This window comes from Yersinia sp. KBS0713 (genome assembly GCF_005937895.2).
Taxonomy (GTDB): domain Bacteria; phylum Pseudomonadota; class Gammaproteobacteria; order Enterobacterales; family Enterobacteriaceae; genus Yersinia; species Yersinia bercovieri.
Map to the genome: position 1 here is coordinate 2,115,077 of NZ_CP042173.1, position 12,583 is coordinate 2,127,659.

The following is a 12,583-nucleotide window of genomic DNA, read 5'->3' on the forward strand; positions in this document are numbered from 1 at the left end:
TGACTGTCATCCGTTGGGGCGAATTGTACATCAAAATATCTACTCTCTCGTGATCTTTAACATTACATATTCTTAGTCATTCGTTATCCGAGTACATCACCTTTAAAGATCAGGTAGCTAGCGCTACACTGAGCTAATTGCATGATAAATGCCGAATTGAGGATAGTGTTGTGGATGTAGTCGAAGGGAAAGCACTGCAAATCTCTGATGCAGTTTATGCTTATCAGTTGGACGGTAAGGGGGGGGTGACGTCAATTAGCCCTGATGCGCTCGCTACTGCGGAGCAACCTTGCTGGTTGCATCTGGATTACACTCACCCGGCAAGTGCCGCCTGGCTGCAAAATACCCCACTGCTGCCAGAGGTGGTGCGTGACGGACTGGCCGGTGAGAGTGTGCGCCCCAAGGTTACCCGCTTAGGCGATGGCACTATGGTAACCCTGCGGGGTATCAATTTTAATAATGATGCTCGCCCCGATCAGCTAGTCACTATCCGCGTCTATATGACGGATAAATTGATTGTCTCAACCCGTCATCGCAAAGTTTACTCCATTGATGATGTGTTGAATGATTTGCAAAGTGGCACAGGCCCGACAAACAGTGGCAATTGGCTGGTGGAGATTGTGGATGGTCTGACTGACCATACCAGCGAATTTATTGAAGATTTACACGATAAAATTATTGATCTTGAAGATGATTTACTGGAACAGAAAATCCCGCAGCGTGGGCAAATGGCCCTGTTACGTAAGCAGTTGATTGTCTTGCGTCGCTACATGGCACCCCAGCGGGATGTCTTCTCACGACTCGCCAGTGAGCGGTTGCCGTGGATGAATGATGATGATCGGCGTCGTATGCAGGAGATCTCAGAGCGCTTGGGGCGTGGTCTAGAGGATTTAGACTCTAGCATCGCGAGGACTGCGGTGCTGTCCGATGAAATTAGTTCATTAATGGCGGATGCAATGAATCGGCGAACTTACACTATGTCGCTGCTGGCTATGGTATTTTTACCAACCACTTTCTTAACCGGCTTGTTTGGGGTCAACCTGGGGGGGATCCCCGGTAACACCGACGCTTTTGGTTTTGCGACATTTTGCATGATGTTGGTGCTTTTAGTCTTGGCTGTTGCCTGGTGGTTAAAGCACAGTAAATGGCTCTAAGTAGCAGTGATAGGTGGCGTAAAAGAGTGGCGCAGGCAGGGGTTAATCACTGCAAAATTGAGCCATATCAAGATTTGAGGGTGATGACTCAGGCATTATCACTTTGCAGGTGAATGCAACGTCAAGCGATGGGCGTTGCGCTCCATATTTGTAATACTTTTATTTTTGAATTACTGCATAGCACATAATTGTTACGATGCCGATGTTGTCTCAACATCGGCATTTTTTTTATGTTTTTTTGAGCTAAAACAGTCGACTGACTCAGACAAACAAAACTCGCCTCATCCCAAACACGAAACTGAATAAGGCGATTGTTGCTGGAGTTTATTTGATTTCTACCACGTCGAGGCGTACCAGCGGCTGATTTTCATTTTCTTCATCACTTTCCGGTTGCCAGCCTACCGGTTGCAGTGGTAGCTCCTCGCGATCAAACGCCAGATCACCGCCATCAACCACTTCGCTGTCGTGGGTAATAGCTTTAAAATCAAACAATTTATGGTCATTCAAGTGTGATGGCACCACATTTTGCATGGCGCTAAACATCGTTTCGATCCGACCCGGATACTGCTTATCCCAGTCACGTAACATATCTTTGATCACCTGACGTTGCAGGTTAGGCTGCGAACCACATAAGTTACAAGGAATAATCGGATACTCTCTTGCCACGGCAAACCGCTCAATATCTTTCTCACGGCAGTAGGCCAGTGGGCGAATGACGATATGTTTACCGTCGTCGCTCATCAATTTAGGTGGCATACCTTTCAGCTTCCCGCCATAGAACATATTCAGGAACAGCGTTTGCAGAATATCATCACGATGATGACCCAAAGCTATCTTGGTCGCGCCTAACTCAGTGGCGGTGCGGTACAAAATTCCACGGCGCAGGCGAGAGCAGAGTGAGCAGGTGGTTTTTCCTTCGGGAATAATCTCTTTCACAATCCCGTAGGTATTCTCTTCCACAATCTTATATTCCCCCCCCTGTTTATCCAGATAAGCCGGCAGGATATCTTCCGGGAAGCCCGGCTGTTTCTGATCCAGATTAACGGCGATCAAGGTGAAGTTGATTGGTGCGCTTTTTTGCAGGCTTTGCAAAATATCCAGCATGGTATAGCTGTCTTTGCCCCCAGAAAGGCAGACCATCACCCGGTCACCCTCTTCAATCATATTAAAATCAGCAATCGCCTGACCGACATTACGGCGCAAACGTTTTTGTAATTTGTTCAAATCGTATTGAATTTTTTGATTAACCACTTGTTTATCTTGCATTTGTTCGTGACTCATATTCAGTTAGGGGCATGGCAGGGCATTGTTGCTATGGCATAAGTTTATCATTCAACAGGCATATATATTACTGTTTTCATCTAGGGCGCAGTGCTGCGGTTGTTTGCGCCGGTGGCGAGTTCTGCCATATGGGCTGTGAAATGGCTCACAAAAGAGGGAAGAATTCTTATCGTAACTTGCCACAACTCACTCTTTATGATGTAGTGCATTCAACGGATTGTTACTGTGTCAGAGCAGGCAAAACCTAAAAGAGAATGAACTCTTTTAAGTTTTGCCTTTTTTTTTGGGTGGAATATGCGAATACAAAGAGTTCTGAATAACAATGTTGTTGTCGCGCACGATTTTAGTGGGAAAGAGTGCGTTGTTATTGGCAAAGGTGTCGGATTCAATAAAAAGAGCAGTGACCTTGTCGATGATGCCTGCATTCAGAAGATATTTCGTCTTGATGAAGAAAATAGCTTTGGTAAGGCAAATGATGCTTTTCAGGATGTTCCTGAGGCGTTGTTTGATATCGTGCTGGAAATTGTCAAACAAGCCACGACTCGGTTAGATAGAAAAATTCATAAAAGTGTTTATGCCTCCTTGCTTGATCATATAAGTTTTGCTATTGAACGGACAAAGCAGGGCGTTCATGTCAGAAATATGCTGCTTTGGGATATCAAGCGCCTTTACCGCAATGAGTTTATTATTGGCGTATCTGCATTGGCTAATATTAAGCAGAGACTCAATATCGAGTTGGCAGAGGATGAAGCGGGGTTTATTGCTCTACACCTATTAAACTCGCAAAAAGATGGCACCATGCCTGACATAGAAAATGTGTCAAAAGTTATTCAGGATATTTTAAATATCGTCAAATATCACTTCAATATTGAATATGAAGAAGAGTCAATTAATTTTCAGCGTTTTGTAACTCACTTAAAATTCTTTTCACATCGATTATTAAGCAACACCTATGTTGCCACCAATGATAACTCTCTACATGATATTGTGGCAGAAAAGTATGCTGTCTCTTATGCTTGCGCGAAAAAGATAGATAAATTTATTGAGCATGACTATGGGCGAGCATTAACAGATGACGAAATGATGTTTCTCTCTATCCATATTGAGCATGTGAGAAAATCAATCTAAATAATTTATTAGTAGAAAATTAATTTAAACACTTTATCCATGGAAATAAATGGATTCAATCGGTTATTAATTTAATTGAGGTTATCCCATGAGTGCATATAAGCAGCTGGCTGGGGAAATAATTGAGCATGTAGGTGGGAAAGACAATATTGTTTCTCTAACTCACTGCATTACACGTTTAAGATTTTCACTCAGAGATGCAAAGAAATTCAATAAATCCGTATTGGATAAGCTGGATGGTGTCATTTTAGCGGTTGAAAGTAATGGTCAATACCAGGTTGTTATTGGTAACGATGTGACCAAAGTCTACAATGTGATTATTGATGAGTTTGGCATTAAAGGCGACACCTCCTCTACCGATGCTCACCCAGCTGAAAGAAAAGGCAATATAGTTGGCCGAGTCTTTAATAAGATGTCCTCAATTTTGGTGCCCATCGTGCCGGCATTAGCCGGGGCCGGTATGTTAAAGGCATTGCTGGTTATCTTATCTACCTACCATTTTATTGATCCGACAGGGAGTACATATAAAATTCTGGCGGCGGCCAGTAACAGTGTATTTTATTTCCTGCCACTACTATTGGCCTTCTCATGTGCAAAATCGTTTAATGCTCACCCCTTTGTGTCAGTGGCAATTGTCGGAGCGCTACTCGAACCTACATTTACCGGATTGATGAAAAATCCAGGTGATATTGTTGATTTTATGGGTATTCCGGTGGTTCTGATGAAGTACTCATCCACCCTTATTCCGGCCATACTCGCCGTCTGGGCTTACTCCTATCTCGAACGATTTTTAAAACGCTTCATCCATCAAAGTATTGAAATGATTGCGGTGCCGATGCTGGGCTTATTAATTATGGTGCCGGTGATTGTCATTGCTGTCGGGCCGATTGGGGTCTATCTAGGGGATGGTATTGGTGCCGGCATTGCATATATGAACAATGTCAGCGGTATGCTAACGGGGGCTATTATTGGTGGCGGCTGGACACTGTTGGTTATGTTCGGTTTACACTGGGGCTTAGTGCCGGTAATGCTAAATAATCTGGCACTACATGGTTTCGATACTATTAAGCCCGCTGCGGCCACCGCCACATTTGCTTCGGCTGGTGCGGCATTCGGTGTATTCCTTAAAACCAAAGATAAGAAATTAAAATCCTTTGCTCTGTCCACTATGGTTCCGGCGCTTTTTGCTGGGGTGACTGAGCCGATTGTTTACGGTATTTCGATAAAATATAAACGTCCATTGATCGCATCTCTTATTGCCGGAACCATTGCTGGTGGATTTGTTGGCGCCATGGGCACCACAGTAATGGCGTATGTTTTCCCGGCACTGACTACGCTGCCTGCATTTATGACGAATACCTTCGCTTATTATGTTATTGGCATTTCAATGGCTTTTGCGCTCTCTACGATATTGACTTATCTCTTGGGCTTTGATGAGAAAATAGATGAAACCGTCGTAGCGCCTATATCAAACAGTACATCAAACAGCCCGGCCATACATGATAACCCTCCCGCAGGGCTGGCTGGGATTTTATTATCAGCGCCGCTTAATGGAAAAATAGTTCCCTTAACAGATGTTAAAGATGGTGTTTTCGCCAGCGAAATAATGGGTAAGGGTATTGCTATTTACCCCTCGGAAGGGGCGGTATATTCACCGGTGAATGGTGTTGTATCAAAACTATTTCACACCAATCATGCCATTGGTATTGTTTCTGAGGAGGGGGTGGAGATTTTAATTCATGTCGGCATAGATACCGTTAAATTAAATGGTGAGCTTTTCAATAGTCATATTAATGAGGGTGACTTTATCACCAAAGGGCAATTGCTTTTGACATTCGACCTTGATGAGTTAATCACCAGGGATTTTGATATGACCACGCCGATTGTCATTGCTAATACTGACGATTATAGAAATATTCTGGCAACTGAAAATGAGTGTGCTGATCGTAGCAATACATTAATTACTGTGCTTCCTGCTTTAGCTTAAATAGACGTTGGAGAGATAAAATGACAGATTCAGTGATCAAAGGTTTCCCGAAGGGTTTTCTGTGGGGTGGTGCGGTTGCCGCGAATCAGGTTGAGGGGGGCTGGAATGTCGGTGGCAAAGGATTATCTACTGCTGACATGGCAATTCATAAAAAAGATCTTAAACGCGAAGAGTATGAGAAACATTATAAAATCAGTAACCAGCAAATAGAAGAAGCTATTGCCACTCAGGATGCCAGCAACTATCCAAAACGCCGGGGTATCGATTTTTATCATCGTTATAAGCAAGATATTGCTCTGTTTGCCGAGATGAACTTCAAAGTATTGCGAGTCTCCATTGCCTGGACGCGTATTTATCCTAATGGTATTGAAGAGCAGCCCAATGAAGAGGGTTTGCGTTTTTACGATGAACTGTTTGATGAAATGCGCAACAATGGGATTGAACCCTTAGTCACGCTTTCACATTATGAAATGCCTATCTATCTGGTTAATCATTATGGCGGCTGGAGTAATCGGATCACGGTCGATCTATTTGAGAAGTTCGCTATAACGGTTTTAGAGCGCTATCAAGAGAAAGTAAAATATTGGCTAACCTTTAATGAAATCGACAGCTTAATTCGCCATCCATTTACCTCTGGTGGAATTGTCACTGAGCGTTTCCCAGCAGATGAAGTTGAATCCATTATTTATCAAGCGTTGCACCACCAATTCGTTGCCAGCGCATTAGCAGTTAAACACTGTAAGCGAATTTCGCCTGATGCCAAAATAGGTTGTATGCTGACTCGTTTACTGACTTATCCGGAAAGTTGTGCGCCAGAAGATGTATTACTGGCTTATCAGGAAAACCAGCTAAACTATTTCTTCTCTGATGTGCAAATCCGTGGTCGCTATCCACGCCACATGACGCGCCGCTTTGCAGAAAAAGGCATTAATATCGTCATGCAACCGGGTGATGAGGAGATCCTGCAACAACATACTGTTGATTTCCTCTCATTCAGCTACTACATGTCACTGGTCACCAGTGTTAATGCTGACAAGATGGATAAAGTGGGGGGGAATATTGCCGGTGGCGTTAAAAACCCCTACTTGAAAACGACCGACTGGGACTGGCAAATTGACCCCATTGGCTTGCGTATTGCATTAAATGATATGTACGACCGCTATCAGATCCCACTATTTGTGGTGGAGAATGGCATGGGTGCTGTCGATCAGATTGATGAAAACCATCAAATCAATGATGATTATCGTATTGAGTTCTTCCGTTCTCATTTAAAAGAGATGAAAGAGGCGGTTAAGGATGGGGTCGAATTGATGGGCTACACCTCATGGGCTCCTATTGATCTTATTAGCGCATCAACGTCAGAAATGAATAAACGTTACGGTTTCATTTATGTTGATCAGGATAATGACGGCAATGGCACCCTGGAGCGCTACCGCAAAAAAAGCTTCTATTGGTATCAAGATGTTATTAGCACCAATGGCGAAAATTTATAGTCTTTAATTAGTAATAGTTTTCCGTCACTAAAAAGCCAGTCAGTGAAAGCTGACTGGCTGGTTATTTTTGCGGATTAACTTATCACTCGGTTGGCGCTTTCTCTGCTTTGCCAGCCAGCAAGCTCAGGAAATCATAGCGTTTTTTTAGGTCTTCCTCGGCGGCGGCATACAGTTGCGCGGCAACCTCTGGCTGTTGGGTATTGAGTCGGCGGAAGCGTTGCTCCTTAAGCAGCGTGGTAGTCAGGTCGCTGCTCGGTGGGCGAGAGTCCAGCGCCAGGGCGGCTTTACCCTCTGCTGTGCGGCGCGGATCGAAACGATATAGCGGCCAGAAACCGGTGGCGGTTAATTGTTTCATCTGATCATGGCTGTAGGCCAGATCGTAGCCGTGCTCCTCACAAGGACTGTAGGCGATAATCAGTGATGGGCCGGGGTAGGCTTCCGCTTCCTGAATGGCTTTCACCGTTTGATTGAGCTGTGCGCCGAGGGAGATCTGTGCCACATAAACATGGCCGTACATCATCATGCTGACGCCTAAGTCTTTGCGCGCATTGCGTTTTCCATGCTCACCAAATTTAGTGACAGCGCCCAGTGGCGTGGCTTTGGATTGCTGACCGCCGGTGTTGGAGTAGCATTGGGTGTCCAGCACCAGCACATTGACGTTTTCTGTCAGGCTCAGCACGTGGTCAAGGCCGCCAAAACCGATGTCATAGGCCCAGCCGTCGCCGCCAATTAGCCAGATAGATTTATCCACCAGATAATCGGCGTCGGTGGCTAATTGCTGCGCATCACTGCCGGGAATCTCCGCTAACAACTGGCGCAGTTGCGTCACCTGCTGGCGGCGAACTTCAGGAGGGGCCTCCTCATGGAGCAATTGAGTGACCAACTCCGGCGGCAGTTGGCGGGCCAGCTCATTGATCAAGCGAGTGACACGTTGGCGATGTTGATCAACCGTCAGGCGAAAGCCCAAACCAAACTCGGCGTTATCTTCAAACAGCGAGTTAGCCCATGCCGGCCCTCGGCCCTCGGCATTGGTGGTATAGGGGGTGGTCGGCAAGTTGCCGCCATAAATGGAAGAGCAACCGGTGGCATTGGCAATCAACAGGCGGTCGCCATATAACTGCGTCAGCAACTTAATGTAGGGGGTTTCACCGCAACCGGAACAGGCGCCGGAGTACTCAAACAGCGGCGAAATCAGCTGTGAGGTGCGGATATCAATGCGCTCCATTTGCGTTTTATCGATCTCCGGCAACTGGAGGAAGAAGTCATAGTGGCCTCTCTCTGCCACCAGATGCTCCAGCCGTGGTTTCATGTTGATGGCTCTGATTTCAGGGTTTTGACGATCTTTCGCCGGGCAGACTTCGTAGCACAGGTTGCATCCGGTGCAATCCTCTGGCGCGACTTGCAGCACATATTTTTGTCCGCGCATATCGCGCGCTTTAACATCCAATGATTGCAGGCTCTCTGGTGCACCAGCCATTGCATCCGGTGGTATCACTTTGGCGCGGATTGCCGAGTGCGGGCAGGCGGCGACACAATGGTTACATTGGGTACAGAGGTCGGGCTGCCAGATAGGGATATTTTCCGCGATATTACGTTTTTCCCAGGCTGTGGTGCCCAGCGGCCAGGTGCCATCGGGCGGGAAGGCGGAGACCGGCAGCGCATCACCCAGACCTGCCAACATGGTTGCGGTGACGGTTTTGACAAAATCGGGCGCCTGATCGGAGACAATAGGCGGGCGCATCGGGCTGTGCTCATCAATAGGTTGCAGCGGAATTTCCACCAGTGCTGCCAGCGTGGCATCCAGCGCCTGCCAGTTGCGGGTGACAATTTCTGGCCCCTTATTGCTGTAGCTGCGTTCAATGGCGGTGCGTAACTGCTCTTGCGCCATCGCGCTGGGCAGGATTTGTGTCAGATGGAAGAACGCCATCTGCATCACGGTATTGATGCGCGCACCCAGCTTGCATTCACGGGCGATTTTCGCGGCATTAATCACAAACAGACGCGCATTGCGCTGATGCAGCACCGCCTGAACTTCCTGCGGCAGTCGCGGCCACATTTCATCGGCGCTAAAAGGCGTATTAATCAGAAAAATACCGCCGGGCTTCAGTCGTTCAGCCATCTGGTAGATGTCGATAAACTGCAATTGGTGGCAGCCGACAAAATCGGCGTGACTGACCAAATAAGCGGAGTTGATTGGCGTTTCGCTGACGCGCAAGTGTGAGACCGTCAGGCCGCCGGCCTTTTTCGAGTCGTAAACAAAATAGCCCTGCGCATAGAGTGGGGTGCTGTTGCCGATAATTTTGATACTGTTTTTGGTCGCCGAGACAGAGCCGTCACTGCCGAGGCCATAAAATAGCGCTTCCAGTGTGGCCCGCTGTTCGATTGTCTCATCACTCAGTGGCAGTGACAGACCGGTCACGTCATCAAAAATCCCTACCGTGAAGCGCGGACGCGGTAGATCCAGGCACAGCTCTTGGAAAATGGCGAGTGCACAATCGGGGCCAAACTCTTTGGAGGATAGACCATAGCGACCACCAATCACCTTCGGCAAGGTAGCGCGTTCACCACGGCTATAAGCCTCCGCCAATGCCGTCATGACATCAAGATAGAGCGGCTCCGCTAAGGCTCCCGGCTCTTTGGTGCGATCCAGCACTGCAATTTTTGTCGCCGATGGCGGCAATACACTCAGCAAATGTTCAGCAGAGAAGGGGCGGAATAAGCGCACCTTCAACACGCCGACTCTCTCGCCACGGGTCAGCAAACTATCAATCACCTCTTCACAGGTGCCGATAGCGGAACCCATCAGAATAATCACACGATCAGCTTGTGGGTGGCCGTAATATTCAAATGGCTGATATTCGCGCCCGGTTGCTTCAGCAAACGCCTGCATGGCATCGGCAACATGCTGATATGTCTGGTTATACCAGGGGTTAGTGGCCTCACGGGATTGGAAATAGGTGTCAGGGTTGGCTGACGTGCCGCGCACCACTGGATGATCCGGCGAAAGCGCGCGGCTGCGGTGAGCGTCGATCCCTTTTTGCGGCAGTAGCTGGCGCAGGGTGTCATCACTGAGAGGGACAATTTTATTGATTTCATGGGAGGTGCGAAAACCATCAAAGAAATGAATAAAAGGAATGCGGCTATTAAGTGTCGCCACTTGAGAAATTAGGGCAAAATCCTGCGCTTCCTGCACGCTGCTGGCACACAGCAGGGCGCAACCGGTCTGGCGCACCGCCATGACATCGGAGTGGTCACCAAAAATTGACAGCGCGTGGGTTGCAATGGTGCGGGCGGCCACATGGAGCACAAAGGGGGTCAGCTCACCGGCCAATTTGTACAGTGTGGGGATCATCAACAGCAATCCCTGCGAGGAGGTAAAGGAGGTCGACAGTGCGCCGGTTTGCAGTGCGCCATGTACGGTGGCGATGGCCCCACCTTCCGACTGCATCTCCACTACACGGGGCACATCCCCCCAGATATTCACTTTGCCGTCACCCGACCAGGCATCAGCTTGTTCGGCCATGGTGGAACTTGGCGTAATAGGGTAGATAGCAATCACTTCACTGGCACGATAGGCTACAGAAGCGACGGCACTGTTACCATCAGTTGTAATCATTAATTTGTACCTTCACATTGCTTATTATGCAGAGAACAGGTGTTATGCATAGAAAATGGATATTGGGCGTATCTGACCGTTAACGGATTATTTGAACTAATAGCAAAATTCTAGCAGAGCGCATTTTTGCCAGTTATCGCATTTGTGTGGCGATAAGCTGGCAAGGAATAAGCGGGGGCGGCTGAATGGGGATATTTGTGAAATAATTGTGAAGCAGAGCGGGAGTTAATGACCATTTATACCTGGGCGGGCATAATGTCAGCTCAATAGTGAAATGAGAGAGTAGCCATGAACGGTTTCATGTATTTATTGATGGCAATTGTGGCCGAGGTGGTGGCAACCACGATGTTGAAAGCCTCCGAGGGTTTTACCCGCCTGGTGCCCTCGGTGGTGGTGGTGATTGGCTATGGTATTGCTTTTTGGGGGCTTTCGCAGGTGGTAAAAACTATGCCATTGGGCATTGCTTATGCCATTTGGTCAGGATTGGGGATTGTTTTGGTGTCAGTTGCCGCCACTTTTCTCTATCAGCAAAAACTGGATTGGGCGGCGATTGCGGGTATGACGCTGATTATTGCCGGCGTGCTGGTGATTAATTTATTATCCAAAACACCGATGCATTAATAAGAGAGGGTGGAGACGGGGAGCACACATCCACTTTATATCTCTGCGCTATCGCGGGTTAGCGGTAACGCAGAGATCAATAAACTGGGTTATCGATTAATAGATCAATTATCTGATATCTAATTTATGTATTCCCTCGATAGCCAATAATTTTTCATAAATCTCGTGCAGGTTCTTTTTCGGTGACAGCATCACTTCCATGGTGAGTTCACAGTCAATTTCCCCTTTTTCATGTTTTTGAGTGACTGACAGATTAATGGGTTGTAGCTGTAGTTTTTGCAGAGCCACCAAAATACGCGGGACACTCTCCGACAGCAGCTTAATAGAGACAAAATGGTGCTGACCGATCAGTCGGTTACTTAATTGGCGGAAGATCTCCAGCACCACCAGTGTCACTAGCGTGCCATAAATCCCAATTTCATAAAGTCCGCTACCAATCACCAGACCGATAGCGGCAGTGACCCACATTCCGGCGGCGGTGGTTAGCCCTTTTACCATCTGCTTTTGAATCATGATGGTCCCGGCACCAAGGAATCCCATGCCACTGACGACTTGTGCTGCTACACGGCTGGGGTCAAAGCTGACGTGTTCCAGTGTCAATAGATCCTCAAAACCATATTTTGACACGATCATAAACATGGCACTGCCAATACCCACCAGAATATGGGTGCGTAACCCGGCCTCTTTAGCACGCAACTGACGTTCAAAACCAATTAACCCACCTAGCGCTCCCGCCAGGGTAATTCGTAGCAGTAGATCAGTAATCATCATTATTCCCTTTTATTTTGTATCAACTCTAGGTCGCTGATTCTCTATCTGATTAATATCAATTTAATCACTTCCTCAACATTTAAGCGGCAAGATACCCTGATAATTAGGCTATTCGCTTTATGCTAAGCTAAATTAAATGAGGGTATTTATGCTTATTTGTGTTGTGTTTTAATGATAACAGATATTATATAAGCCAATTATAGCGCTATATATCTCTTATGCCGGAGCAAAAGAATGAATTTATTATCTTGGTTTGTCGGTGGCGCCGTGTTTTTTTTAGCCGCTTGCAGCAGCAATGATCCTACCGATACCGTATCAAACAACAATGCTTATGAGCCAGTGCAGCAGGCCACCAGTGCCCACACTAATGTCAGTATGGCTAATCCCGCGTCACTCAATTGTGCCAATGCCGGGGGGGTATTAACCCTGGCTAAGCAACTAAATGGCAGTAGTGTCGGGATGTGTCAGTTGCCCGATGGTAAGCGGTGCGAGGAGTGGGCGTTGATGCGTGGTGCTTGCCAAAGTCGCTAAC

At 47.2% G+C, this 12,583-nt stretch carries 9 protein-coding genes; 6 read left to right on the forward strand and 3 right to left on the reverse strand.

The genetic code is table 11. The features are described 5' to 3' along the window. Positions 1–170: 170 nt before the first annotated feature. Positions 171–1,154: a zinc transporter ZntB gene (gene zntB / locus FFE93_RS09930; RefSeq protein WP_005270474.1), complete on the forward strand. Its 984-nt coding sequence runs from the start codon at positions 171–173 to the stop codon at positions 1,152–1,154. Between the two features lie 324 nt (positions 1,155–1,478). Here zntB and ttcA read toward each other — a convergent pair whose 3' ends face one another. Further along, the gene (gene ttcA, locus FFE93_RS09935) at positions 1,479–2,420 is read right to left on the reverse strand and encodes a tRNA 2-thiocytidine(32) synthetase TtcA (RefSeq protein ID WP_138775079.1); all 942 of its coding nucleotides are present in this window, start codon (positions 2,418–2,420) and stop codon (positions 1,479–1,481) included. Between the two features lie 309 nt (positions 2,421–2,729). On the opposite strand from ttcA, the gene licT reads away from it, so the two are divergent. The 3 genes from licT to FFE93_RS09950 all read left to right on the forward strand — a co-directional run bounded on the left by licT (position 2,730) and on the right by FFE93_RS09950 (position 7,043). Next, positions 2,730–3,563 carry a BglG family transcription antiterminator LicT gene (licT, locus tag FFE93_RS09940; RefSeq protein ID WP_049600243.1) on the forward strand — a complete coding sequence of 278 codons (834 nt, stop codon included), beginning with the start codon at positions 2,730–2,732 and terminating at the stop codon, positions 3,561–3,563. A gap of 88 nt (positions 3,564–3,651) precedes the next feature. Next, a complete protein-coding gene (locus tag FFE93_RS09945; RefSeq protein WP_138775080.1) occupies positions 3,652–5,550 on the forward strand; it encodes a beta-glucoside-specific PTS transporter subunit IIABC in 1,899 nt (632 codons plus the stop codon). A 20-nt stretch (positions 5,551–5,570) separates the two neighbouring features. Next, positions 5,571–7,043: a glycoside hydrolase family 1 protein gene (locus FFE93_RS09950; RefSeq protein WP_005270483.1), complete on the forward strand. Its 1,473-nt coding sequence runs from the start codon at positions 5,571–5,573 to the stop codon at positions 7,041–7,043. A gap of 82 nt (positions 7,044–7,125) precedes the next feature. On the opposite strand, the gene nifJ is transcribed toward FFE93_RS09950, so the two are convergent. After that, a complete protein-coding gene (gene nifJ, locus FFE93_RS09955) occupies positions 7,126–10,659 on the reverse strand; it encodes a pyruvate:ferredoxin (flavodoxin) oxidoreductase (protein ID WP_138775081.1) in 3,534 nt (1,177 codons plus the stop codon). A 288-nt stretch (positions 10,660–10,947) separates the two neighbouring features. On the opposite strand from nifJ, the gene FFE93_RS09960 reads away from it, so the two are divergent. After that, positions 10,948–11,280, forward strand: a complete 333-nt coding sequence (locus tag FFE93_RS09960) for a DMT family transporter (protein WP_032896240.1) — start codon at positions 10,948–10,950, stop codon at positions 11,278–11,280. 108 nt (positions 11,281–11,388) lie between these two features. On the opposite strand, the gene FFE93_RS09965 is transcribed toward FFE93_RS09960, so the two are convergent. Then, complete coding sequence (locus tag FFE93_RS09965; RefSeq protein WP_032896243.1) at positions 11,389–12,048, reverse strand: MgtC/SapB family protein; 660 nt, start codon at positions 12,046–12,048, stop codon at positions 11,389–11,391. Positions 12,049–12,285: 237 nt separating this feature from the next. Here FFE93_RS09965 and FFE93_RS09970 point away from each other — a divergent pair, with 237 nt between their 5' ends. After that, entirely contained in the window at positions 12,286–12,582 is a 297-nt protein-coding gene (locus tag FFE93_RS09970; protein ID WP_138775082.1) for a DUF333 domain-containing protein, read from the forward strand. The last annotated feature ends 1 nt before the right edge of the window (position 12,583 follow it).

Bases quoted from the DNA above. Each gene is read 5' to 3' on its own strand.
- ttcA (WP_138775079.1), bottom strand. From the start codon at position 2,420: ATGCAAGATAAACAAGTGGTTAATCAAAAAATTCAATACGATTTGAAC.
- licT (WP_049600243.1), top strand. From the start codon at position 2,730: ATGCGAATACAAAGAGTTCTGAATAACAATGTTGTTGTCGCGCACGAT.
- FFE93_RS09945 (WP_138775080.1), top strand. From the start codon at position 3,652: ATGAGTGCATATAAGCAGCTGGCTGGGGAAATAATTGAGCATGTAGGT.
- FFE93_RS09950 (WP_005270483.1), top strand. From the start codon at position 5,571: ATGACAGATTCAGTGATCAAAGGTTTCCCGAAGGGTTTTCTGTGGGGT.
- nifJ (WP_138775081.1), bottom strand. From the start codon at position 10,659: ATGATTACAACTGATGGTAACAGTGCCGTCGCTTCTGTAGCCTATCGT.
- FFE93_RS09960 (WP_032896240.1), top strand. From the start codon at position 10,948: ATGAACGGTTTCATGTATTTATTGATGGCAATTGTGGCCGAGGTGGTG.
- FFE93_RS09965 (WP_032896243.1), bottom strand. From the start codon at position 12,048: ATGATTACTGATCTACTGCTACGAATTACCCTGGCGGGAGCGCTAGGT.
- FFE93_RS09970 (WP_138775082.1), top strand. From the start codon at position 12,286: ATGAATTTATTATCTTGGTTTGTCGGTGGCGCCGTGTTTTTTTTAGCC.